Genomic DNA, 25,570 nt, shown 5'->3' with positions numbered 1-25,570 from the left:
TGTCCTCCAATTAATATAAAATTAATATGCTTATAATAACACCAATAAGTAATAATATAATTAAAATTAAAGATGATAAAAATTCTTTTTTTAAATAAAATGGTTTTTTTAATTTTTGTGAATTTAAGTAATTTTTCTTAAATAACATATTATTTTTATTTTCCATTTTTAAACAACAATCTAAATCATTACTCAATTCACTAATTGTCCGATAGCGATCATTAATATCCTTAGCAGTTGCCTTCAAAATAATATTTTCTAAACTTTGTGGAATATTTTTATTAATTTCATGAATTAATGGCATTGGTTCTTTAATATGTTTGGCCGCTAATATTTGTGGATTTTTATGAAAAAAAGGTGGTTTACCAACTAATAATTCATATAATATAATACCTAAAGCATAAATATCACTTTGAATTGTTGGTTTTTGAAATTTTACTACTTCTGGAGCAATATATTTCATTGTTCCTACAACTTGATTAGCATGTTTTTTAACTTCATAATCATCAATAACAGCAATACCAAAGTCTAAAACTTTAATTGCTCCACTACTAGTTAAAATAATATTTTCGGGTTTTAAATCACGATGAATAATATTGACTGCATGACACGCATTAACCCCTTTTAAAATTTCTTTCATAATAACTATAACTTCATTAACTGATAAAACTGAATAATTACTTAAATATTCTTTTAATGTTTTACCTTCTAATAATTCAAAAACTAAGCATCAATCTTTCTTATCAATAAAAACATCATATACCAAAATAACATTGGGATGTCTAACTCTAGATACTGCTCTAATTTCTTGCAAAAATCGTTCTTTTATTAAGTCATCTAGTGGTGAAATTGGATTAATTACTTTTAAAGCAACTTGCCGATTTAAATATTTATCTTGTGCTTCATAAACTTTAGCCATACCACCCGAACCAATAATTTTTAAAATATGATAACGATTATTCAATAATTTATTTATTTCCATTAGTTTCACCATTACTTTTAAATTTATTTTTTAAAAATTACTAACTTATTTATAATTTATATTTTACACAAAAATGTCAAAAGACTAAAATTTTATTTCCATTAATAATACAGTAACATTATCAGTTGAAACATTAAGTAATGCTTGCTTAATTAATAACTTAACTTTGTTATTAATATTTCCATTTTTTTCTAAAATATTAACTATTTCATATTCTTCTAAAAAATCATGAACACCATCACTAGTTAAAAGAAAATATGATGGAATTATTAAGGGTAAATGAAAAATATCGGTTTTTAATGGCTTACGTGGACCAAGAGCACTAGTTAATGCCTTTCAATAAGTGTGATTTAAATCAACACTTGATTCTTTAGTTGTGTTTTTTTGTAAATATAGATTTAAAATATTATGATCAACTGTTAACTGTTTTAATCCTTGTTCACTATATTGATAAATACGTGAATCACCAATATTTACTAAATAAGCTTTGTTATTAGTAATTAAAATTATTACCATAGTTGTTCCCATATCAAGCGCTTGTTCAGTACTTAAACTAAAATTATTCATTTCAATTTGAATAATATCTATCTTTTCTTGTAATCATGCATGAATTTGTTTATCATATTTTAATTTAGTAAAATCTGTTGTTTCAAAAAATTTTTTTAACATACTAACAGCCATATTACTGGCCACTTCACCACATTTATGACCACCCAAACCATCACAAACAACACCAATAACTTGTCCCGTATTATTTGTTAAATATAAAACGGCATCTTGATTATTTGTACGATAATTACCAACATCTGTTTTATAACTAGCATTTATTTTCATAAACTGACCCCCTATATTCCTTTTTTTAATTTACAAATATAAAATCCATCAGTATTGTTATTAAAACCAAAAAATTGTTTTTCTGCAATGATTGTCATATCTGCGTGATTTTTAACAAACTTCTCAATTTGATTTTGATTTTCTTTAATATTGAAAGTACAAGTAACATACACAATTATCGCTTCGGGTTTTAAAAGTTGATAAGCCTTATTTAATAATTTTGCTTGAACAGTAATTAAGTGATTAATTTCTTCTTTACTTCAATTGATAAGTTTAACTTCTGGTTTTCTTTTAATTAAACCTCAAGCAGTACTAGGAGCATCAATTAAAATTTTGTCAAACTTATTATTAAAATCCAATATTGTAGAATCACCATATTTAAGTTCAGTATTTGTTACGCCTAATTTTTTTAAATAAGTAGCACCAATTTTTAATCGTTCTTCATTGATATCACAAGCAACTATCTTACCGTGATTAGACATTAAAGCTGCCATATGAGCTGTTTTACTAGCAATTCCTGCACACATATCTAATACTTCATCATATGGTTGTGGATCTAAAAAATGACTAACTAACATACTTGCTTGGTCTTGTTTAATAATTTCACCATTTTCATATAATTTTGTGTTAAAAATTGACTTTGAACTAATAATACCATCAGATACTATCTCGCTTAAACAAAAGTTAAAAGATTTATAATTTTCATTGTTTAACACTTTATTAACAGTAGTTTTTAATGTATTAACTCTAAAACTAATTAATGGCATTCTTAAGTTATCTTTTATCAATTGATTTGCAATATTAATACTAAATTGTGATTTTATTAAAGAATATAATCAACTAGGATAACTATATTTAATTAATTTAATATTTTGTTTACTTTCTTTTTGTAAGTTAAATTCTGATCTAAATTCAGTAAAACATAAATCTAATACTTTAGAAATAATAAATGTTAGTTTATTATCAATGGTGCTTACTTTTTTTAAAGTATTTTCAATGAAAATTTCTTTATTAGTAATTTCTAAAAAATAGATTTCATATAAAACTATTCATAATAAAATAGTTATGTGAAAAGGAATAGTAATTACTGATTTCAAAACATTTCATATTTGATTTAATATATAATCTAAATAAATTTGATTTTTTAAAGTTCCTAGTACTATCTTTTCAATTGCTTCTTTTTCTGATAATGTTAGATTTTTATCTCGCATCATTTGTGCTAATAAAACATTACAATGACCTTTTTCTAGGATTACTTGTACTAGAATTTTATAAACATCATTTTGAATTATCATTATTTAACCCCACAAAATTTTTAATTATACATATATTATAACTTAAATTATTATTTTTAATTTTGATAAGTATTTTACTATTATAACTATTAAAAAATGCATCATTACAATGCATTTTTAGTAATAAATTATTATTTTTAATAAAAAATAAACTATTAAAAGTTGCTCTTTATATTTACTTTACCTTTTCATTTTTTACAAACTTCACAATATTTATACATATTATTAATTTTAATACCAAGAATAATTCCTGATCATATTGCACAAGGTGTATTAGCACAAATTATAACTAAATCTTTCATTAAAATTGTTGATTTAGATCCGCCATGATATGATAAATGAATAATGCCCCATAATACTCATAAACTGTTAGCTGTTGTATAAAGAATAAATGTAAGTAAAGAAATACCATCTGTTTTTTTAGTTTTTATTGTTTTTAAAGATTGTGGACAAAATGCTATAACAGCAATAAGTGCTCCAATAATCCCTATTATAGTAATAATTCATCATTCAGTATTTGCCATTATTTTTATTCCTCCAAAGTTCTAGTATTTTCGCCCAACGTTTTCATATTTTTTACTTTAACATAAATAATACAATTAGTTGCAGTCATTGTTACTGTATACGGTATTATTAAGGTAGAACCTCAAATTGCAATTTCAAGAGTATCAGCACCTTCTGGTCACATTACTGGTAATGTTACTGAAAGTATTCCAAATATCAAGAAAAAAAGATTAGCAATATTATAAATTATATAAGTTGATAAGATTATATGTTTAGTTTCCTTAGTTTTTATTGTTTTTATTGCTTGTGGAATAAATGTTATAATAGATAATATTGCGGCTAAATAACCTATAATTCCAATAAAAGTTTGCATTTTCATCCTCCATTAAATTTTAAAAATATTTTAGTAGTTTTTTTAAAACTATTAATATATTTATTTCTTGTTTTATTAAAAACAACATTATTTTACTTTTAATCATTTAAAATAGAAAGTGTTTAATTAATATTTTTTCAAATAAATCTAAAAAAATTAAAAATAATTTATAATAAAAAAATAAAAAACCACTAAAATAGTAAAAATTTATTTAAAATAAAATAATAAATTTAAAAAATATTAGTTAAAAATTAAATAAAATTTTAATTTTACAATAAATATAAAATTATGAAATAAATTCGCCTTTTTATAAAAAAGTGATTTTTTTATTGTATATTCATTTTTTCAATTATAGACTTAAATTAAGATTTACTTAGAATTCAAAAATAAACAATAAATAATAATTTTTCAATTAAAACTATATTCTATAAAAAATAATTTGTTTTCAATTTATGTTATTAACAATATTTTTAATATTGTCATAAATTTAACTTATCATTTTATTTTTTATAAATTTACAAACTAATTTAATGTTCTTACACCATTTCGTATTTTTTTAAAATCCTAAATATTATAAATATAATCTATGTTCTAAGTAAATCTTAAATTATGGGAATATATAAAAAAGTATTGGAGTTAAAAATGAAAAAAAATAATTTTATTTATGCGAAATATGATAAAGAAGATAACTGTTTAGGTGTTTATGACACTATGGAAGAAGCAATATTAAAAGTTTACCACATTGATAAAACTAATAAAAAACGCTATTATCAAGCCTATAATAATATTTGTCGTTCTTATCAAAAATATAAAAATAATTTTGGAAATGTTGTTTGTTATGAAGGTTTTTGATTTAAAATACCACTAAATGAAAATCGCTATTAAAATTAAAAAAATAAAATAGTTGTACTATGAAATGGTTAAGGATACTTAATAAAAATATTTTTTAATTTTATAGTTAAAGCTCAATAAATTAAAAAACCATTACTTTGATTTATAGATATTTATTTTATTAAATTTTTTCAATTATTTCTTTAGTTTAAAACTTTAACTATTAATAAGAATTTAAATCATAATATTTAATATTTTATTATTTATAATTTATAAGTTGAAAAAAATCTAAATGTTAGTAAACTAAATTAACCTTTACTAACATTCTTTTTTAGATTTAAATTTTTTTATATATTTTTCTAAAAAAACAGCATACTTAATCAATCTTTTATAAAACTACTTTTTTATTAGACTTCTTTTACTCATTGATTAGGTACTACTGAAAAACCAATAGTATTATTACCAGTATGTGTTTTTAAAATATTACATAATGGTTCAACTTTATATTTGGTAAATCCTCTATTTTTTACTTTTTTAATTGCTTCATCAATAATATCTTTTCTACATCAACCATCAATAATATATATTGTTTCTTTAGTAACATCTTTAATTTTAGTAATAATATCTAACATTTCTTCCATAGCTTTACTTAAAGTTCTAACTCTACCAATATTATCAATTGTTTCTTTACATCTTAAAATTGGTTTAAAACGTAAAAAATTACCAATTCTTGCTTTACTCATTGGTAATCTACCACCACGAGCTAAAAATTTTAAATCATTAGGAGCAATATAAGATTCATAAGTTTTGCGGAATTTATTTAAAATTTCTAAAATTTCAGGAATTTTTTTTCCATTTTTAACAAGAGTAAAAGCAATTAAAACCATAAATTTTAAAGGTATTGAAGCAGCACCTGTTTCTAAAATATGGACTTTATTTTTATATTTTTCTTCTTTTTGTAAAACTTGCGAACTTGCATATTGTCCTGAAGCATTATTAGCAATTGGTAAAAATAAAATTTGATCATATTTACTCAAAGCATTATCTCAATATTGTTCAAGTTTACCACGACTAGTTTGACTAGTTTTTAAAATATAGTGTTCATCAATCATCTTTTTACGAATTGTTTCACTATCAATATCAATATTATTATCATCATAAGCATTTTCTCCTTCAATAATATTTAAAGGAATAATTATTATTTCAGGATATTTTTTCATATCTTCAAGGGTAAAACCAGTAGCTGAATCACTTACAATTCCAATTTTCATTTTGTTTGCTCCTAACCTTTTATACTAATAAATTATAGTAAAATTATAACAAATTTATTTTACTATATATCGTTTTAATTTGAAAAAATATAAAGTGACTATAAACTTATTAGTAGTAAAAATAAAAATAGTCTTAATTATTGAGTAATTAAGACTATTTTTTAATTAGTTTTAAGTTAAATAAATAATAGGAAATGTTTAGTAATCTGTGTAACTTACAAAAATAACTATGTTTAATTAATTCTAGTAAATATAATTAAATGACTAGAAAGAGTGAGTTACAGATGGCTAAAAAAGATAACTTTAATAATAATGATCCAATATCAAAAGCAGTAGATTTATTACTAGAAAATACTGAAGATTTAACAACAGTTTTTAAACCTGGCGGTTTATATAAAGAATTAACAAAAAGATTAGTAGAAAAAATGTTGAATTCTGAGATGCAAAATTATTTAGGATATGAAAAAAATCAACATAGTACTACTGAAAATGCTCGTAATGGTACAAGTTCAAAAAAATTAATAACTCAACAAGGTAAAATTGAAATTGATGTACCAAGAGATCGCAATAGTAATTTTACTCCTGTAATAGTTCCTAAAAGGCAAAGAAGATTTGATGGTTTTGATCAACAAGTTCTTTCCTTGTATGCAAAAGGAATGACATTATCTGACATTAGAATGCAGTTGCAAGAGTTATATCATGGTGCTGATATTAGTGAAAGTGTTATTAGTCAAATTACTGATGATGTTATTGATGATGTTAAAGCATGACAAAATCGACCATTAGAAAGTATTTATCCTATTGTTTATTTTGATTGTATAGTAGTTAAAGTACGACAAGATAAACGGATTATTAACAAATCAGTTTATATAGCATTAGGAGTTGATTTAGAAGGCAAAAAAGATGTTTTAGGATTATGAATTAGTGAAAATGAAGGTTCTAAGTTTTGATTATCTAATTTCACAGAAATGAAAAATCGTGGCTTAAATGATATTCTTATTGCTTGTAGTGATAATTTAACAGGCATGTCAGAAGCAATACAATCAGTTTATCCTAAAACAGAACATCAATTATGCATTGTTCATCAAATTAGAAATAGTTTAAAATATGTTTCATACAAACATCGAAAAGGTCTAGTTGCAGATTTAAAACCAATTTATAGTGCATGTAGTGAAGAACAAGCAATGCAAGCTTTAGAATCGTTTGAAAGTAAATGAAATAAACAATATCCTCAAATTACTAAATCTTGATATAAAAATTGAGATAATTTAATGGTTTTTTATTAGTTATCCAGTAGAAATCAAAAGAGTGATTTATACTACAAATGCTATTGAATCTGTTAATAGTCAATTACGAAAAATCATCAGAAATAAAAAAGTTTTTCCTAATGATATGGCAGTTTTCAAAATATTTTACTTGGCAATTGAAAATATAACAAAAAAATGAACATTGCCTATTCAAAATTGAAATACAGCAATTGCTCATTTTATGATAAAATTTGAAGACAGAATTAATCTAAATTAGTAACTTTGTAAAACAAAGATACACAGATTATTAAAAAGCCTCTCTTTAATTCATCCTGCACTATCACCACAAATAATAATTTTTGCTTGTTCAATGTTTTCATAAAATTTTTGACAATGTTCTTTAACAAATTCAGCAGTCTTTTTAACTCCAATTGCTGTTCTTGTGGGTCTTATAATTGCTTTTACTCTTTTATTTTGTACTTTGTGATTAATATTATCTGTATATGTTACTATTAATCGCATAGAGTGTTTTATACCTTTACGTTTAAAATTTCAAAATTTTCGATGACCATCATCAATTGCTACAAAAATAGGTTGATTTTTTTCTAATTTTACTTTTACTGGATTTGCTTCAACTATTTCAAAATTTTTAAAAACTCTATGAACACTACTAACACTAATACCTGCTTTTTTACAAATAGCACAAATATCACGATATCTTTTTCCATCAGCAAAATTTTCAATAATAGTGTCTTCAATATCTTCACCAATTCTTTTATATTTAGGTAATTGTAGTATTTCATCAACTAAACAAACACGAATTCATTTTTGTAATTCTTCATCAAAATATTCATAAATTCTTCTTTTATAAGTTACCATTCCATATAAAGTGTAACCCATCCACTACTATTTTTAACAACTGTGTTGTAGTTCACTTTTTTAGTTCCCTAACACGTGTTGATAATAGCGTTAAAGAGGGTTATTAAAAATTTTAAAATTTTACAATTACAAAAAAAGACAAGATTATTTCTTGTCTTTTCCTTAATAACTTTGAGAATAATTTTTATTTTTTTTAAATGTATATTTTTTAAAATACATCGAATATAAATTTAAAAATTTAAGGGTTAAAGAGAGTAATTTTGTCTAATTTTCATTATTTTTCAAATAATTCATTTTTGGAAATAAGTTACTAATATGATAATTAATTATTTCGTAAATTTGACAACCGTCCTTTATTTTTTAATCAAAATTATGATTGTTCAAACTTATGTATAACATATAAAAAAATAAAAAGTTTTAATAGTTTTATAAATGAAAAAAGTTATCAATTGATTAAGAGTTTTAACAAGATAGTTATTAATTATTTAGAAAAAATTATTATTAATAATAAAAATATCTTTTCTTTTTTATTTAATTTATATGAACAGTTAATGATAAATAGTAATTTTAAGAAAGTTTATGTTTTTTTCTTATTTCATAGTTTAATATTTCAAGGAATTCAGTTTAACTTTACTAATTGTATTAATTGTAATCAAATAACTAATTTGTATTTAATTAATTATGATTTGGGTGGTGTTTTTTGTAAAAATTGTTCTTTAAAATTAGCTATAATTAATTTTGACATTGTTTTGTTTAAAAAAATATATCAACTTTATTTATTAAATTATCAAGATATTAATAAATAAAGTTGAAAAAGAAGAACTTAATAAAATTCTTAATATTTTAGAAAACCACTGTCAAAAATATAATAATAAATTAATAATTACATAAATATTTTAATAATTAGTTGTTATATTGTTTTTAATAATATATAACACTTATAATAGGTTGACAAAACCTATCTATGAACATATTATTAACAAGATTATTCTTTTTAGAGATTTTATGTATTATTTAAGATATTTAAGAAAATTTTTATGATTAATGGAGGGGCAATGATTAATAAAATTATCAATGATAAGTCAATGAAGGAAATAATTACTCATTTAAAAGAAAATGGTTTTATTTTTCAAGGATCAGAAATTTATTCAGGTCTTGCTAATAGTTGAGATTATGGTCCGCTTGGTGTAGCACTTAAAAATAATATTAAGAAAAGTTGATGAGTTTTTTTTGTCGAAAAAAATCCATACAATGTTGGGCTAGATAGTTCAATTATTATGAAATCTAAAGTTTGAGAAGCTTCAGGGCATTTGAGTAATTTTAGTGATCCATTAATTGATTGTAAAAAATGTAAGTCTCGCTTTCGAGTTGATAATTTAATTAATCATTATTTTCCTAGTATTAATTGTGATAATTGAAGTAATGAAAAATTAGAAACATATATTAATCAAAATCATATTAAATGTATTAAATGCAATAATGAAGATTGAACTAAAGTTAGACAATTTCAATTAATGTTTGAAACATATCAAGGTGTTTTAAAAGAAGATAAAAATAAAATTTATTTAAGACCTGAGACCGCACAAGGAATATTTATAAATTTTAATAATGTAAGAAATAGTTGTAATAAAAAAGTACCATTTGGTATTGGTCAAATTGGTAAAAGCTTTAGAAATGAGATAACTCCTGGTAATTTTATTTTTCGTACTAGAGAATTTGAACAAATGGAATTAGAATTTTTCTTTATTCCAAAGGATAAAAATGATAATACTTGATTTAATTATTGAGTTGATCAATGTAAAGAATTTCTCTCTCTAGTAGGTTTATTGAATTCAAAAAATATAAAATTTAAAAATCATGAACAAAATCAACTAGCACATTATGCATTAGCAACTACTGATATTGAATATAATTTTCCTTTTGGTATGAGTGAATTATGTGGTATAGCTAATCGTGGGAATTATGATTTAACAAAACATAGTGAGAATTCTGGTGTAAATTTTGAGATTCAAGATCCTAATGTTACAGTAAAAAGAATGGTTATTCCTTCAGTTATTGAACCTTCAATTGGTGTTGAAAGGCTTTTATTAGCTTTAGTTTGTGAAGCATTTACAAAAGAAGTTTTAAAAGACGATAAAGAACGGTTAGTGTTAAAATTAAATAAGAGTATTTGCCCTTATCAAGTAGCTGTTATGTCTTTAAATAAAACAAAATTAGGTAAAGAGGCATATGAAATTTTTGAAATGTTAAATAAAACACAATTAAGAGTAATTTATGAAGCATCATCAAGTGTTGGTAAATCTTATCGTTATCAAGATGGTATTGGTACTATGTATTGTGTAACAATTGATTATGACACAAAAACTAAAGGTACTGTTACAATTAGAGATCGTGATACTACAAATCAAGTTATAGTTAAAGTTGATCAACTTAAAGAATATTTATATGACAAATTAGACATTATTTGTTAGAATTGTGTGAAAAAATATGGATATCGAGTTTAATAAAAAAATTAATGAAGTTAAAGCAAAAATTAATATTGTCGAAGTTATGGGTAAATATTTAAATTTGATCCGTAAAGGCAATAATTTTTGAGCTATCTGTCCTTTTCATGAAGACTCTACTCCTTCATTATCAATTTCACAAGAAAAACAAATTTATAAATGTTTTTCTTGTGGTGAACAAGGAAATGTTTTTATTTTTTTACAAAAATATAAAAATATTAATTTTATTAATGCTCTTAAAGAAGCAGCAGATAATGTTAATTTAAATTTAAAAGAGTTTGATATTAATTTATCTGAATTTAATGTTGAAACTAAAAAAAATCCATTAAAAATTTTAAATAATATTGCAATGAATTTTTTTAGTTATCAGTTACTAACTGATATTGGTCAAGAAGCAATGAAATATTTACAAAATCGTAATATTACTACTGAAAATATTAAATATTTTAATATTGGTTATGCACCTATTAATAATGAATTAATAGATTATCTTAATGCACAAGGTTATAAAGATAATATTGAATTTGTAAAATTAGGACTTATGAAAATTAATAATAAGGATCAACTTCTTCCTACCTTTTCAAATCGAATTATGTTTGCTATTAAAGATGAAGATGGAGACTGTGTTGGTTTTTCTGCAAGAAATTATAATAGAGAAGATAAAAGTTATAAATATATTAATAGTCCAGAAACAGATTTTTTTAAGAAAAGTAAAATTTTATATAACTTTAATAATGTTAGAAATTATATTAAAAAAAATGAAGTTATTTATTTGACTGAAGGTTTTATGGATGTTATTGCTCTAAATAATCAAAATATTAAAAATGTTGTTGCTTTAATGGGAACAAATTTAACAAAAGAACATATTTTACTTTTAAAAAAAATTACTACTAATATTATTATTTTTTTAGATGGTGATTTACCAGGAAAAATAGCATCTTTAAAAATAGCTAGTGTTTTATTATCAAATAATTTTAAAGTACAAATTATCAATAATGATACTAAATTTGATCCTGATGAATTAATAAATAAATTTCCTCAAAAATTTTATGAAATAATAAAAAAAACTATTCATCCTTTTGAATTTGCAATTAATTTATCATTAACTAAATATAACATTAAAAAAGATAGTTATGAACTTAATGAATTTTTAAAATCATTAGTTCCAATTTGAACAAAAATCAATGATGTTATTACTCAAAAGTTTTATTTAAATATGTTAGCAAAAATAACTAATTTATCCACTGAAGACTTAATACAAATTTTAAATATTGATAATAATTTAGTAACTACAACTTTTAGTATCAAAAATAAATCTAAAATAGAAGTAAAAAATATTTTTTTTGAAGCACAAGAACAACTTATTTTTTTAGTAATGTTATCAAGAAATGTTTATTTAATTTTAGAAAAAGAAAAATTTATTTTTCCAAATCAAGATTTTATGAATTTATACTTTTTAATTAGTCAAAAATATCAAAATAATCAAATAGAAGCAATTAATTTTGATTTAATTTTAGAAGAACTTAAAGGTAATTCACTTTTAAATATTTTAGAAAAACTTCTTGATAAGTATAAAAATAAAAAGTTTGATTTAAAACCTCAAATTATTAATGATTACTTAAAAATTATTAATAATCAACTAATTGATTATGAAATAAAAATGATCAATGATAAATTGAAATCTGAAAAAAATATTGAAAAACAAATATTGTTATTAAAAGAAATATCAGTATTAAAAAATAAAATAAAGAAAAAATAAGTATGATGATAAATTAAGGATAAGGTGAAAATATGGCTGCTATAGAACAAAAAACGAAATTGAAAAAACTTTTAACTTTAGAGGAAGTAGAAAGTAATTTAATTAAAAAATTAGAAAAGAGTCAAACAAAAGAATTAAAACAAGAAGATGTCATTAAAGAGTTTGCACATTTAAAATTAGATGATGATACGATTGAGGAAATTTTTGATCGGTTAGAAAAAGAAGGAGTAGTCTTTACTGATATTTTGATGGATGAAGTTGAAGATGATGCTAATTTTCCCGATATTGATGATGAACAATTACCTGATGATTTAGATATTGATATTTTAGTTAGTGATTTGAGTTTTAAAAATACAATGGGGATCTCTAATGATACAAGAAGAAAAGATGGAATTAAGTCTTATTTTAATATTTTGGGAACAAGTCAAATATTGAGTCAAGGTGAGGAAATTAAATATGCTAAAATGTTAGAATCAAAAGATGTTGAGGAAAGAACATATGGTCGTGAGCAATTAATTAAATCAAATTTAAAATTAGTAGTTTCTGTTGCTAGAAAACATTTAAATCGTGGTTTAGATTTTGCTGATTTAATTGAAGAAGGTAATATTGGTCTTATTAAAGCAGTTGATAAATTTGATTATCGCCGTGGTTTTAAATTTTCAACTTATGCTACTTGATGAATTAGACAATCAATTACACGAAGTTTAGCTGATCAAGGTAAAATGGTTCGTGTACCTGTTCATATGGTTGAAAGAATTAATAAGTTAACAAGAATTGAAAGAAACTTAACACAAGAATTAGGTCGTGATCCTACTCATGAGGAAATTGCCAATAAAATGGGACAAAACATGACAGCCGATCGTGTTCGTGAAATTAAAAAACTTGCTATTGAACCAGTATCTTTAGAAAAACCAATTGGTGAAGAAGATGATACACATTTTGGTGATTTTATTAAAGATAAAAATATGCTATCTCCCGATGAATATGCTGAAAGACATTGATTAAGAGAACAATTGGATCGTGTTTTTGCTGAAGTATTAACAAAACGAGAAGAAAAAGTTATTAGAATGCGTTTTGGAATTTTACCAACAAAATTAAGAAGATTATTAGAACTTTGTGAAGATGAAAAAGAAATTACTGAATTAAAAACAGTAGTTAATAATTTACAGTTACACTATGATACTAGTTTAGATAAAACAGAATTGTTAAGTGATAAGGTTGTTCATCGTCATATTACTAAGTACGATTCTCCAAAAACTCTAGAAGAAGTTGGTAAAGAATTTATTGTTACAAGAGAAAGAATTAGACAAATAGAAGCAAAGGCAATTAGAAAATTAAAACATCCGTCTAAATCTAAACATATTAAAGAATTTTATAAAGGATAATAGTTAACATGTTAACTATCAATAATATAATTAATGTTTTAGAAACATATTTTCCTTTAAAAGATGTTTGTGAATGAGATTTTTCAGGAATACAAATTAAATCAAAAACAAAAACCAATATTAATAAAATTTTAGTTTGTTTAGATGTTACTAATGAAGTTTTAACTGAGGCCATTAATAATAATATTGATTTAATAATTTCTCATCATCCATTAGTTTTTGCTAAAGATATTAATCAATCTAATATTTCAAATTGAAAAAAAGAATTATATAGTAAAATACTAATAGCAGATATTAATGTATATTCATTACATACTAATTTTGATATATCATTAGTAGGTATGAATATGTTGATGGCTAAAGAATTAAAAATTAAAAATATTCATTTTATTAATGAAGAAAAGTTGGCAATAGTTGGTAAATTTGATAGACAAATGCCATTAAAAGAATTGATTAATAACTTAAAAAAATATTTTAATGTTGCAAATATACAATTGGTTAATAATAAATTGAGTGATAACAATATAGTGACTGTTGCTTTATCTGCTGGTGCTGGTGGTGATATTATTAGTAATTTATCTAACAATATTGATTTATTAATTACTGGAGAAATGAAATGAAACTATATTATGGAAGCTAAAGATAGAAAAATTAATGTTATTTTGGTTGGTCATTATATGGAACAAAAATTTGTTGATTTTCTTTTTCAATTACTTATTGAAAAATTATCAACAAAAGTTAAAGTTTTTAAATATAATTTAGAAAATCCTATTACTTTTTTTTAAACTTATAAAATTTAAAAAGGAAAAAACTATTTTTTAAATAAAAATAAGTTTTAGGGGGTTGATAAATATGATTTTAGAAGATTTAGAACCAATGACTGATCAAGAGTGTCAGGCAGTTAGTGGTGGTTTTGCTCAATTTTTAATGGGTGCCGTGTTAGCGGGGATAGCAATTCCTGTTATTAAAAATTTATGAAATAGTGTTTCAGGAAGTATTAAGTTACCAGGTGGTATTGAAAGTAAATGAGACAGTTCTAAAGATGATAGTAAAGATTTAGCAAAAATTAAAGATGAATTTAATAAATTTCAAGAAAAATTAACACATTTAATACCGCCTTTTTATGAATTTTAAAGAACTTAATAATACAAAAAAACCAAGAGAAAAAGCCATTAAATATGGCTTTGACGCTCTTAGTGATAATGAATTATTAGCAATTATTTTGCGAACAGGAACTAAAGAAAAAAATGTATTATTTTTAGCGCAAGAAATAATTACTAATTTTAATGGTCTTGAAAATTTAAATAAAGTAACTATTAAATCTTTAATGAGTATTAAAGGTATTGGTGTTAGTAAGGCTTTAGAAATTTTAAGTTGTTTAGAAATAGTAAAAAGAATAAGAACTATTGAAAGTCAAAAAAAATATTTTAAAATTATTATTCCCGAAGATGTTTTTAATTTAGTTAATGCATATTATCAAAATTTAACGCAAGAACATTTTTATTTATTATTATTAAATAATCAAAATAAATTAATTCATCAAAATTTATTATATAAGGGTACTAATGATACTATGAAAATTGATGTTAAAGATATGTTGCATCTGGCACTTATTCATAAATCAAGTAAAGTAATTTGTATTCATAATCATCCTAGTGGTAATAGTGAACCCTCACTATCTGATTTATATATCACCGAAGAAATTAAAAAAAATTTTCAGGTTTTTAATATTACCTTAGTTGATCATATTATTATTGGCAAAGGTAATTATTTTAGTATAAATTTAAATAAAAAATATTATAAGCTTAAATAAAAACTTAAAAAAATACATTACTTAAATTTAAAAATATAGTAAAATTATTATGGTTTAGTGTGTAAATAATATTTAACTTACCAAGAATGGACTAGTTATTAAACATAGTTTGTTATTAGATATTGATAAGAAAGGAGAAAATTATGTCAACAATTAAACCTAGCAATGAATCATTTACTGCCCAACCGTCACTATTTGGAAAAATTATGGTTTATTTATCTTTTGTTTTAATATTTCCAATAATTTTATTTATTGTTTCTCGTAATAATTTTCTAAGATTACAACAATCAATTGAAGAAACTGCTTCTGATATTGATGTACAATTAAAGCGTCGTTTTGATTTATTAACAAAATTAGTAGATGCTACTAAAGGTTATATGAAATTTGAAAAAAGTACATTAACAGATGTTGTATCTTTACGAAGTGGAAAAATGGAAACAATGAGTGATCTTTCAAAAGCAGATAGTGGACTTAATGCAGCTTTTGGAAAATTTAATGCTTTATTAGAAAATTATCCTGATTTAAAAGCAAATACTACTGTTTTACAATTACAATCAGGTGCCAAAGATTGTGAAGATAATATTGCTGCTGCTAGAAGATTTTATAATGCTAATGTTAAAGTGTTCAATAGTAAAATTAAAACCTTTCCAAGTAATGTTGTAGCATCAACATTAAATTTAGTTTCAAAAGATTACTTTCTTGCATCAGATAGCGATCGTCAAGATATTAAAATTGACTTATAAAATTAAATTTATTTTTGAAAATATATTTAAATTAGTTTTTTATCCCTTTCTTTAGACAAATAAATTGTTTTGAATAAACATTTATGATTTGTTTGAAGAAAGGGTATTTTATTTAAAATTAAAATTTATATTAATTAGATTTAATTATTTTATTCTTTATTTCATTTTTTATTTAAGAAAAATTATATTTTGGTATAATCTAACTCATTAAGTAAGTTCTTAATAAATATTAAAGAAAGTAGTAAAGTAATATGAATATTTTTTTTCAAATTTTTTCAAATTTTTCTTTTTTAATATTTTGGGAGCGTGTCGAAGATGTCGATAACTAAAAAGTTTTAAAAATAGCTCCTTTCTTTTTTAAACCCTTGAATTAAAAATAAATGACAAAAGACGAGAATAAAATTCTTGTCTTTTTTTTGTAATTGTAAAATTTTAAAATTTTTATTATTAACATCCTTTAAATATCTACTACACGCAGTGACCAAGTAGGAGAAAGTTAATATGGAATGGCAACCCTTTTTAGGACTATTTTTTGGTAGACATTTGTTTTTGATAACTAATTGGAGTTAGGTAGTTTAGAGTACTGTGAATTCTTATGTTGTTATATCAATTGATGTAATCAAATAATTCTAATTTTAATTGGATTAATGATGTAAAATTTTTATCATTAATAAATTCAATTTTGAAAGTTTTAAAAGTTGCTTCAGCAACAGCATTGTCATAAGGACATCCTTTTTTGCTTAAAGATCGAGTTATGTTGAAAGCTAATAAAAGTTTATCAATAGTTTTATTATTGAATTCATTACCGCGATCAGTATGAAATATTTCAATATCTTTTAAACAGTGATTTGATTGCATAAATGCTTGATATACTAATGATGCATCTTTTTTAACTCCAACACTATGTCCAATAATTTCGCGGTTAAATAGGTCGATTAATAGGCAAATATAGTTTCATTTACCATTAACTTGAACATAAGTTAAATCACTAACAATAACTTCATTTTTAATTCTATTATTAAAGTTTCTATTAACAAGATTGGTTATTTGACTATCATTGACTTTATTATGATAATTTTTGAATGATAATTTAGTGTATTTTGATATTAAATTATGCTTATTCATAATTTCTTTAATTTTTCTGCGTGATAAATAAATTTCTTGGTTTGCTAGTATGACTTTTAATCTTCTAGTACCATAAACTTCTTTATTTTCTTTAAAAGCACTAATAACAGCTTGTTCATAAATATTATTTTGAATTTTATTTTTTTTCTTTAAATTAAAATAATATGTTGATTTAGAGAGTTTTAAAAAATGACACATTGTGCGAATTTTATATTTAGATTTATTATTTGCAATAATCTCTACTTTCTGCCTATTATTAGTGCTGCTTGCTTTAAAATATCAATTTCCATTCGTAACTGTTTTAATTCTTTATTTGCTTGAATTAATTGTTTTTCTAAATCTGAAAGATTATCTTTAGTTTTAAAACTACCTGAATTAGTAAATTGCTTAATTCAATTGTAAGTAGCTGCTCTTGTAACATTGTATTCTTTAACAAGGCAAGATACTGATTTGCCACTTTGATATAAAGCTACTATTTGTTTTTTAAATTCATCTGAATATGAGTTAATAGTGACCATAATTATAATTCCTTTCTTTTAACTAATTTGTTCACTTGTCTATGTAATTAGTGTCCAATAAAGTGTAACCCATCCACCATTAACTTGAACATAAGTTAAATCACTAACAATAACTTCATTTTTAATTCTATTATTAAAGTTTCTATTAACAAGATTGGTTATTTGACTATCATTGACTTTATTATGATAATTTTTGAATGATAATTTAGTGTATTTTGATATTAAATTATGCTTATTCATAATTTCTTTAATTTTTCTGCGTGATAAATAAATTTCTTGGTTTGCTAGTATGACTTTTAATCTTCTAGTACCATAAACTTCTTTATTTTCTTTAAAAGCACTAATAACAGCTTGTTCATAAATATTATTTTGAATTTTATTTTTTTTCTTTAAATTAAAATAATATGTTGATTTAGAGAGTTTTAAAAAATGACACATTGTGCGAATTTTATATTTAGATTTATTATTTGCAATAATCTCTACTTTCTGCCTATTATTAGTGCTGCTTGCTTTAAAATATCAATTTCCATTCGTAACTGTTTTAATTCTTTATTTGCTTGAATTAATTGTTTTTCTAAATCTGAAAGATTATCTTTAGTTTTAAAACTACCTGAATTAGTAAATTGCTTAATTCAATTGTAAGTAGCTGCTCTTGTAACATTGTATTCTTTAACAAGGCAAGATACTGATTTGCCACTTTGATATAAAGCTACTATTTGTTTTTTAAATTCATCTGAATATGAGTTAATAGTGACCATAATTATAATTCCTTTCTTTTAACTAATTTGTTCACTTGTCTATGTAATTAGTGTCCAATAAAGTGTAACCCATCCAAGTGATTTATACTACAAATGCTATTGAATCTGTTAATAGTCAATTACGAAAAATCATCAGAAATAAAAAAGTTTTTCCTAATGATATGGCAGTTTTCAAAATATTTTACTTGGCAATTGAAAATATAACAAAAAAATGAACATTGCCTATTCAAAATTGAAATACAGCAATTGCTCATTTTATGATAAAATTTGAAGACAGAATTAATCTAAATTAGTAACTTTGTAAAACAAAGATACACAGATTATTAAAAAGCCTCTTTCACTCTTCTTTTTATATAGTTATATTTAATTTTATTTAAATGGAGAACTAAAAGGATTACTATTTTGTTTTCTATCTCAATGAGAACTTCCAGCATTTTGATTACTTTTATTTTTCATTTCTTCATTTCATTGTTTATCTTGTTTTTTAGGGATTCACATTGAATGGGTAGAAGGTGGAGCATAATAAACAGTTTTTATGTTTTGTACTATTTTATTTTACTTGCTTTTATTTCTTTATCATATAAAACATCACCAGAACAAATGCCACAATTTGTTGTTCCTTTAGTCTTTGTTTCTATGGCAAATCTATTTCTAAATTAGTTACTTCATTTCTATTAGCATAGTTGTGCTTTTTTAATTGTTGTTCAGTAAGTTTCACAAATGATTCTGTAACTCCACATATTGTTTGTTCTTCTAGTACAGTTTCTTTTAATCTATTTTGTTGATTTTGCAAATGATATTTAAGTTGTTGTCTTTCTTGTGTTTTAGATTTAAACATTTTTCTTCCATCTTCCTTTTTAAATATAAAAAAATTATTTACTTTTAAAATTAAAGTAATTAGTTTAAAAAACTTAATATTAAGTTTTTGTTATTTTATATCATAAATAAATATTTTATATGTGTAATTTACTTTTTACTTTTATAATATATTGTGTGTTTTTATTGGTATTATTTTTTTAAGAAAAATAAAAAAATATTTTTATAATATAGTTTATTAAAATACAATTCTATTTTTATATTTAAAAATAATTTGTTTAAAATATAAAAAATATGCTACAATATATAGGCTTAATTTAATGAAAATAAGCAACACATTTGTGAATTCATTGCCTAGTGCTTTTTAATTAAAAAGTGGCCAATGTTAGAAATAAATGGAAGAAAAACAAATTAGAAGGAGACAATATGTCAGTTGTAACACGTGAACAACTCCTTGAAGCGGGAGTTCAGTTTGGTCACCAAACTAAAAGATGAGATCCAAAGATGCGTAAATATATTTTTGGTCAAAAAAATGGTATTCATATTATTGATTTACAAAAATCAATGCGTAAATTAGATGAAGCTTGTCACTTTGTTAAAGAAACTAGTGAAAATGGTGGTAAAGTTTTATTTGTAGGTACAAAAAAACAAGCCAAAGAAGCTGTGCAAGAACTTGCAATTAGTTGTAATTCACCTTATGTAACAGAACGTTGATTAGGTGGTAATTTAACTAATTTTAAAACTATTAAATCAAGTATTAAAAAGTTAATTGATATTGAAAATAAAGAAAAAAGTGGAGAAATTAAACTTTTAACAAAAAAAGAGCAAATGCTAGTAATTAAAGAAAAAGCGCGTTTAGAACGTAATCTTGGTGGTATTAGAAATATGTATAAATTACCAGAAGCTATTTTTGTTACTGATACTATTACTAATAAAATTGCTGTCGAAGAAGCAGTTAAACTTGGTATCAAAATTATTGCGATTTGTGATAGTAATTCAAATCCAGATAATATTGATTATATTATTCCTGGTAATGATGATGCTACAAAATCAATTACTTTAATTACAAAGAAAATTGCTGAAGCTATTAATGAAGGACAAAGTGTAAAACCAGTTATTGATAAAAAAGAAATAGTAGTAGAAGAAACTACTAGTCTTGATCAAAATAAAACTGAAAATGGAATTGAAAAAATAAAGAATAAAGGAGAATAGTTTATATGTCAGAAGTTAAAGTAGATGTTAAATTATTGAAAAAATTAAGAGATACAACCGATTTACCAATTACTGATTGTAAAGAAGCTTTGATGGAAAAAAATAATATTTTTGAAGCAGCACTTTCCCTATTAAAAATTAAAGGTTTAGCAAAAGCAGAGAAAAAAAGTATTAATAAAGCCACTGAAGGGGTTACTAAAGTTGTTATTAGTGGTAATAATGCAATTATTGCTGAATTAAATTGTCAAACTGAACAAGTTGCTGATTTAGAAGATTTTAATGATTTATTTACTAAGATTTTAGAAACAATTTTAAAACATCAACCTAAAACTATTGAAGAAGCTTTAATGTTAAAAGCTGATGGAAGTAGTGAAAGTTTAAATGATGAGATAAGATTTGCTATCGCTAAATTAGGTGAAAATATTGTTTTAAATCGTTTTCAATATTTAAGTAAAAATAGTGATGAAGTTTTTGGTTCATATGTCCATGGTGGTGGTAAATATAGTGGTTTAGTTATTATCAAAGGTGTTGATAAGGAAAGTGATATTCCAAATAATGTTGCTATGCAATTAGTATCAGCAGATGCTAAATATATTGATATTGATCACATACCCGCAACAGTTCGTGATAAAGAATTATCAATTATTAGTGAAAAAACAAAAGAAGAAGAAAAATTGAAAGCAAAAAAACGTCCTGATAATATTCTTGAAAATATTATAAGAGGTCGTTTTGAAAAAGTATTATCTGAATTAACTATTGTTGATCAACTTTATATTAAAGATAATACAATTAAGGTTAAAGAGTATTTAACTAAAAATCATGCTACAATTATAGCTATGATACGTTATCAATTAGGTGAAAAAATTGATAGTTCTGCCAAATAAACATTTAGGAGGTAAATAAAGTGAATTTTCAAATTATATATTATATTGCATTAGTAATGTTTATATTATTATTAGTTATTCTTGTTTGAGGATGATATAGTTTTAATAAACCAAAAACAACTATTAAATTTTTGAATTTAAAATTATTAGTAGCAACATTAATAGTTGGGGTAATTGGTTTAGTTATCTCGATTGTTCCAATTGGAATGCAAGTTTGAACATTTGAACCAGAATATATTAAATCTGATCCTGCTTTTTTAAGTTTATTAATAGTAGAGTATATATTTTTAGTTATCATGTTAGGATTAGCATATATTTTTAGTTTTGATTTTGGTATCGCAGTTGATGAACATAATATTTATTTCTTTGGACAAAGCGTTAATACTAGTAAAATTGTTGCATTGGAACAAAAGAAAAATGTTTTAAAAATTGTTTATGAACAGGGTATTAAAAAAATTAAAAAACGTTTAACAATTATTACTCCACAAGCACAACTTTTTGTTAAAGATCATTTAGCACAAAAAGTTATTGCTAACGTTGAATTAGTAGAAACTGTCGCTGAAAGCGCAAATAATGATTCATTATCTAGTGATAATAGTAAATAAATAAGAAGCCACAAAGCAATCTGTGGCTTTTTATAATATTAAATTTAAGGAGGATGATCAAAAATGGAACAATTTAAATATAAACGAATATTATTAAAAATTAGTGGTGAAGCTTTAGGTGATGGTAGTAATGAATTATATAATAATGAAAGTATTGATAATGTTTGTCAACAAATTCAAACCCTAGTTAAGGCAAAAGTAGAAGTTGGTTTAGTAATTGGTGGTGGTAATATTTGACGTGGTGCTAAACAAGGAGAAAAGATTGGTTTAAAAAGAATTAATGCTGATTATATGGGAATGTTAGCAACTATTATGAATGCTTTGGTAATTGAATCAAAGTTAAAAGCTCTTAACGTAAAAGTTATTGTGCAAACATCATTAGAGATTAATCAAGTTGCTGAACCTTTTTATTACAAAAAAGCTATTAGTAGTTTTGAAAAAGGCTATGTTTGTATTTTTGCTGGTGGTACTGGTTCACCGTACTTTACAACGGATACTGCAGCAGCACTTCGTGCTACTGAAATTAATGCGGATATATTATTAATGGCAAAAAATGGCGTTGATGGTGTTTATGATAAAGATCCAAATATTAACAAAAATGCTATTCGTTATTCACATTTATCATATCAAGATATTACTAATAAACAATTAAAAGTAATGGATTTAACTGCTTCAACAATGTGCATGGAAGCTAACTTGAAAATTATGGTATTTGATATTAAGGTTGAAAATAATATCATTAAAGCAGTACAAAATAAAGCAATTGCAACTATTATTAGCAATCAAAATTAACAAATTAAAGGAGAGAAGATAATATGAAACTATTAGATTTTATTTTATCTATTTTACAAAAAAGCAAAACATCAATCAGAATTTTATTTCCAGAAGGTGATAATGAAAAAGTACAGGCAGTAGCTTTAAAAATTATTAATGATAATTCACCTGTTAAAAATTTTATTACACCAGTTTTATTATTTAATAATGATAAAGAAATTCCTAGTAATATTAAAAATTCTAATATTAAAACATTATCTATTGAAGAAAATCAAGTAACAAATTTTACTAATCAATTATATGAATTAAGAAAAGCAAAGGGTTTAACTTTAGAAGCAGCTAATAAATTGGTATTAAGTCGTAATTACTATGGAATGATGTTATTAAATAATAAAGAAGTTAATGGTTTTGTTGGTGGTATTACTTTTACTACTGCTGATATTTTACGTCCGGCTTTACAAATTATTGGACCAAAAGCAGGTACTAAAACTGTTTCAAGTACATTTATTATGAATAAAAATGAAGAAATATTTTTATTTAGTGATGGTTCAATTAATTTAAATCCAACAGCTGAACAATTAGCAGATATTGCAAAATCTACAATTCACTTTAGCGAACTTTTAGAATTTAATCCAATTAAATTAGCAATGTTATCTTATTCTACTAATACTAGTGGTAGTGGTGAAAGTGTTGATAAAGTACGTAATGCTACTAACTTTGTTCAGCATTTAAAATTAAAGAATGTGCAAGTAGCAGGACCAATTCAATTTGATGCTGCTTGAGATCAAGAAGTGCGAAATAAAAAATTCCCAGAATTAACAATTAAAAATCATTGTAATGCATTTATTTTCCCAACTTTAGATGCTGCTAATATTGGTTATAAAATTGCCCAAAGATTAGGTGATTATAAAGCTATTGGTCCTATTGTTTTGGGTTTAAATCAGCCAGTTAATGATCTTTCTCGTGGTGCTACTATTGATGACATTTATTACACAGCATTGATCACTGCTATTCAAACATTAATTAAGAATTAATAAGGAGATAAAACAAATATGTCAGAACAAAATAAAATTTTAGTTATTAATGCTGGAAGTAGTTCTATTAAATTTCAACTTTTTAATGCTATTAATAATGATAAACAACCTCATTTTACTATTCTTTGTAAAGGTTTAGTTGAAAGGATAGCTATTAAAAATAGTAATTTTATTATTGAAATTGCTAATGGTGATAACTTTATTAAACATGAAGTAACGAAAGATATTGCCGATCATGTTATAGGAGCACAAACAGTTATTGATGCATTAATTGAGTATAAGGTCATTAATAATTTTGATGATATTAAACGAATTGGTCATCGTATGGTTCACGGTGGTCAAAAATTTAATAACTCAATTGTTATTGATGAGAAAGTCATTGCTGGTATCAAAGCATGTATTCCATTAGCACCATTACATAATCCACCAGCTTTAAAAGGATTATCATCTTTTCAAAAATTAGTTCTACATGCTAAACATGTGGCAGTATTTGATACTTCATTTCATAGTACTATTCCTGAAGAAAAATATCTTTACTCAGTTCCATATGATTGATATAAAACATATGAGGTAAGAAGATATGGTTTTCATGGTACTAGTTATCGTTATATTTTAGATAAATTAACTAATATTTTAAATAAACCAAAAGATAAGATTAATGCTATTATTTGTCATTTAGGTAATGGTGCTAGTATTTGTGCTATTAAAAATGGTAAAAGTTTTAATACTAGCATGGGATTAACACCATTAGATGGTTTAATTATGGGTTCTAGAAGTGGTATCATTGACCCTTCTATTCATGGTTATATGTGTAATGTTAAAGCAGAAGCAACTATTGAAACTATTACTAATGATTTAAATAAAAGTTCAGGTTTATTAGGAATTAGTGGACATTCTTCTGATTTACGTGATGTTCTTGCAAGTAGTAATGATAAAAACCATAAATATCATTTACAATCACAATTAGCAATAAAAATGTTTGTTCAAAGAATTGCTAATTATATTGTTCAATATGGTAATGATTTAGATAGTAATATTGATGCATTAGTATTTACAGCAGGTATTGGTGAAAATTCTGCAATTATTCGTCAATTAGTTATTGAGGAAATTAAAGTGTTTACTTTAAAATTAGTAACTAATAAAAATAATGATAAGTATAATGATTACTTAGAAATTAGTGATAAACAATCAGAAGTTCCTATTTTTAAAATTAGAACAAATGAAGAATTAATGATTTGTCAAGATACATATAATTTATTAAAAAATATTTAAAAAATGAAAAAAATATATTAAGGTTTTTTGTTTTGATATATAATGTTTAAATTAAGTGAAAATACTTAATAATTATCAAATTTTAATTAAAAATAAATACTTTAAAGATTCAAGGAGAAAAAAGTATGACATATAAAGACATTAAAGAAAAG

The 25,570-nt window shown here is 23.3% G+C and carries 26 protein-coding genes and 2 pseudogenes; 16 read left to right on the top strand and 12 right to left on the bottom strand.

Annotated elements, in window-relative coordinates; genetic code table 4:
- Positions 1–10: 10 nt before the first annotated feature.
- The 5 genes from AAHM95_RS00240 to AAHM95_RS00220 form a co-directional block, all read right to left on the bottom strand.
- On the bottom strand, positions 11–982 hold the full coding sequence (locus AAHM95_RS00240; RefSeq protein ID WP_338977401.1) for a serine/threonine-protein kinase: 972 nt from the start codon (positions 980–982) through the stop codon (positions 11–13).
- Between the two features lie 84 nt (positions 983–1,066).
- Positions 1,067–1,816: a protein phosphatase 2C domain-containing protein gene (locus AAHM95_RS00235; protein ID WP_342273777.1), complete on the bottom strand. Its 750-nt coding sequence runs from the start codon at positions 1,814–1,816 to the stop codon at positions 1,067–1,069.
- Positions 1,817–1,827: 11 nt separating this feature from the next.
- Positions 1,828–3,111, bottom strand: coding sequence for a methyltransferase domain-containing protein (locus tag AAHM95_RS00230; RefSeq protein WP_338974905.1), 1,284 nt, complete (start codon positions 3,109–3,111; stop codon positions 1,828–1,830).
- A 155-nt stretch (positions 3,112–3,266) separates the two neighbouring features.
- Positions 3,267–3,635 (bottom strand): SemiSWEET family sugar transporter, encoded by a 369-nt coding sequence (locus tag AAHM95_RS00225; protein WP_342273776.1) that lies wholly within the window; start codon positions 3,633–3,635, stop codon positions 3,267–3,269.
- A 5-nt stretch (positions 3,636–3,640) separates the two neighbouring features.
- Complete coding sequence (locus tag AAHM95_RS00220) at positions 3,641–3,988, bottom strand: SemiSWEET family sugar transporter (RefSeq protein WP_342273775.1); 348 nt, start codon at positions 3,986–3,988, stop codon at positions 3,641–3,643.
- A gap of 642 nt (positions 3,989–4,630) precedes the next feature.
- Between AAHM95_RS00220 and AAHM95_RS00215 the strand changes: the two genes are divergently transcribed.
- Complete coding sequence (locus AAHM95_RS00215; protein WP_342273774.1) at positions 4,631–4,873, top strand: hypothetical protein; 243 nt, start codon at positions 4,631–4,633, stop codon at positions 4,871–4,873.
- A gap of 353 nt (positions 4,874–5,226) precedes the next feature.
- Here the strand turns inward: AAHM95_RS00215 and AAHM95_RS00210 are convergent, their stop codons facing one another.
- The gene (locus tag AAHM95_RS00210; RefSeq protein ID WP_281748924.1) at positions 5,227–6,090 is read right to left on the bottom strand and encodes a DegV family protein; all 864 of its coding nucleotides are present in this window, start codon (positions 6,088–6,090) and stop codon (positions 5,227–5,229) included.
- Between the two features lie 284 nt (positions 6,091–6,374).
- On the opposite strand from AAHM95_RS00210, the pseudogene AAHM95_RS00205 reads away from it, so the two are divergent.
- Positions 6,375–7,614: pseudogene (locus AAHM95_RS00205) on the top strand (IS256 family transposase).
- On the opposite strand, the gene AAHM95_RS00200 reads toward AAHM95_RS00205, so the two are convergent.
- Positions 7,611–8,237, bottom strand: coding sequence for an Mbov_0401 family ICE element transposase-like protein (locus AAHM95_RS00200; RefSeq protein ID WP_342273773.1), 627 nt, complete (start codon positions 8,235–8,237; stop codon positions 7,611–7,613). The pseudogene AAHM95_RS00205 and the gene AAHM95_RS00200 overlap by 4 nt on opposite strands.
- Before the next feature lie 1,034 nt (positions 8,238–9,271).
- Here AAHM95_RS00200 and AAHM95_RS00195 point away from each other — a divergent pair.
- From AAHM95_RS00195 to AAHM95_RS00165, 7 genes are all read left to right on the top strand, one after another.
- Positions 9,272–10,687 carry a glycine--tRNA ligase gene (locus AAHM95_RS00195; RefSeq protein ID WP_338974931.1) on the top strand — a complete coding sequence of 472 codons (1,416 nt, stop codon included), beginning with the start codon at positions 9,272–9,274 and terminating at the stop codon, positions 10,685–10,687.
- 16 nt (positions 10,688–10,703) lie between these two features.
- Entirely contained in the window at positions 10,704–12,479 is a 1,776-nt protein-coding gene (gene dnaG / locus AAHM95_RS00190; protein WP_342273772.1) for a DNA primase, read from the top strand.
- Positions 12,480–12,511: 32 nt separating this feature from the next.
- Positions 12,512–13,864, top strand: a complete 1,353-nt coding sequence (locus AAHM95_RS00185) for a sigma-70 family RNA polymerase sigma factor (protein ID WP_342273771.1) — start codon at positions 12,512–12,514, stop codon at positions 13,862–13,864.
- Between the two features lie 8 nt (positions 13,865–13,872).
- Positions 13,873–14,649: a Nif3-like dinuclear metal center hexameric protein gene (locus AAHM95_RS00180; RefSeq protein ID WP_338976242.1), complete on the top strand. Its 777-nt coding sequence runs from the start codon at positions 13,873–13,875 to the stop codon at positions 14,647–14,649.
- 67 nt (positions 14,650–14,716) lie between these two features.
- Positions 14,717–14,998, top strand: a complete 282-nt coding sequence (locus AAHM95_RS00175) for a hypothetical protein (protein ID WP_338979221.1) — start codon at positions 14,717–14,719, stop codon at positions 14,996–14,998.
- On the top strand, positions 14,988–15,677 hold the full coding sequence (gene radC, locus AAHM95_RS00170; RefSeq protein ID WP_338974938.1) for a RadC family protein: 690 nt from the start codon (positions 14,988–14,990) through the stop codon (positions 15,675–15,677). The genes AAHM95_RS00175 and radC overlap by 11 nt, the downstream gene beginning before the upstream one ends.
- 143 nt (positions 15,678–15,820) lie before the next feature.
- Positions 15,821–16,420, top strand: a complete 600-nt coding sequence (locus tag AAHM95_RS00165; RefSeq protein ID WP_252319773.1) for a LemA family protein — start codon at positions 15,821–15,823, stop codon at positions 16,418–16,420.
- 525 nt (positions 16,421–16,945) lie between these two features.
- On the opposite strand, the gene AAHM95_RS00160 is transcribed toward AAHM95_RS00165, so the two are convergent.
- From AAHM95_RS00160 to AAHM95_RS00150, 3 genes are all read right to left on the bottom strand, one after another.
- A protein-coding gene (locus AAHM95_RS00160) for an IS3 family transposase (RefSeq protein WP_338975281.1) occupies positions 16,946–18,063 on the bottom strand; the annotation gives its coding sequence in 2 pieces (ribosomal slippage) (positions 16,946–17,793 and positions 17,793–18,063; 1,119 coding nt in all).
- A gap of 39 nt (positions 18,064–18,102) precedes the next feature.
- Positions 18,103–18,501 carry an IS3 family transposase gene (locus tag AAHM95_RS00155; protein WP_342273770.1) on the bottom strand — a complete coding sequence of 133 codons (399 nt, stop codon included), beginning with the start codon at positions 18,499–18,501 and terminating at the stop codon, positions 18,103–18,105.
- A 41-nt stretch (positions 18,502–18,542) separates the two neighbouring features.
- Positions 18,543–18,821 (bottom strand): transposase, encoded by a 279-nt coding sequence (locus AAHM95_RS00150; protein ID WP_338975565.1) that lies wholly within the window; start codon positions 18,819–18,821, stop codon positions 18,543–18,545.
- 74 nt (positions 18,822–18,895) lie between these two features.
- Here AAHM95_RS00150 and AAHM95_RS00145 point away from each other — a divergent pair.
- A pseudogene (locus AAHM95_RS00145) lies at positions 18,896–19,114 on the top strand (transposase); the annotation flags it as partial.
- Between the two features lie 76 nt (positions 19,115–19,190).
- On the opposite strand, the gene AAHM95_RS00140 reads toward AAHM95_RS00145, so the two are convergent.
- Entirely contained in the window at positions 19,191–19,319 is a 129-nt protein-coding gene (locus tag AAHM95_RS00140) for a hypothetical protein (protein ID WP_338974961.1), read from the bottom strand.
- Positions 19,320–19,455: 136 nt separating this feature from the next.
- Positions 19,456–19,659, bottom strand: a complete 204-nt coding sequence (locus tag AAHM95_RS00135) for a hypothetical protein (protein ID WP_342273769.1) — start codon at positions 19,657–19,659, stop codon at positions 19,456–19,458.
- Positions 19,660–20,063: 404 nt separating this feature from the next.
- On the opposite strand from AAHM95_RS00135, the gene rpsB reads away from it, so the two are divergent.
- The 6 genes from rpsB (at position 20,064) to AAHM95_RS00105 (ending at position 25,418) form a co-directional block, all read left to right on the top strand.
- On the top strand, positions 20,064–20,849 hold the full coding sequence (gene rpsB / locus AAHM95_RS00130) for a 30S ribosomal protein S2 (RefSeq protein WP_342273768.1): 786 nt from the start codon (positions 20,064–20,066) through the stop codon (positions 20,847–20,849).
- A gap of 5 nt (positions 20,850–20,854) precedes the next feature.
- Complete coding sequence (gene tsf, locus AAHM95_RS00125; RefSeq protein ID WP_338974964.1) at positions 20,855–21,733, top strand: translation elongation factor Ts; 879 nt, start codon at positions 20,855–20,857, stop codon at positions 21,731–21,733.
- Positions 21,734–21,753: 20 nt separating this feature from the next.
- Entirely contained in the window at positions 21,754–22,338 is a 585-nt protein-coding gene (locus tag AAHM95_RS00120) for a hypothetical protein (protein ID WP_342273767.1), read from the top strand.
- Between the two features lie 63 nt (positions 22,339–22,401).
- On the top strand, positions 22,402–23,130 hold the full coding sequence (gene pyrH / locus AAHM95_RS00115; protein ID WP_174481596.1) for a UMP kinase: 729 nt from the start codon (positions 22,402–22,404) through the stop codon (positions 23,128–23,130).
- A 23-nt stretch (positions 23,131–23,153) separates the two neighbouring features.
- Entirely contained in the window at positions 23,154–24,146 is a 993-nt protein-coding gene (pta, locus tag AAHM95_RS00110) for a phosphate acetyltransferase (protein ID WP_342273766.1), read from the top strand.
- An 18-nt stretch (positions 24,147–24,164) separates the two neighbouring features.
- The gene (locus tag AAHM95_RS00105) at positions 24,165–25,418 is read left to right on the top strand and encodes an acetate kinase (protein ID WP_342273765.1); all 1,254 of its coding nucleotides are present in this window, start codon (positions 24,165–24,167) and stop codon (positions 25,416–25,418) included.
- Positions 25,419–25,570 lie beyond the last annotated feature (152 nt).

This window comes from Spiroplasma endosymbiont of Phycita roborella (assembly GCF_964031195.1).
Classification (GTDB): Bacteria; Bacillota_I; Bacilli_A; order Mycoplasmatales; family VBWQ01; genus Spiroplasma_E; species Spiroplasma_E ixodetis_A.
Note: the sequence above shows the minus strand (reverse complement) of the source record. Positions and strands in the feature narration are given on the sequence as shown.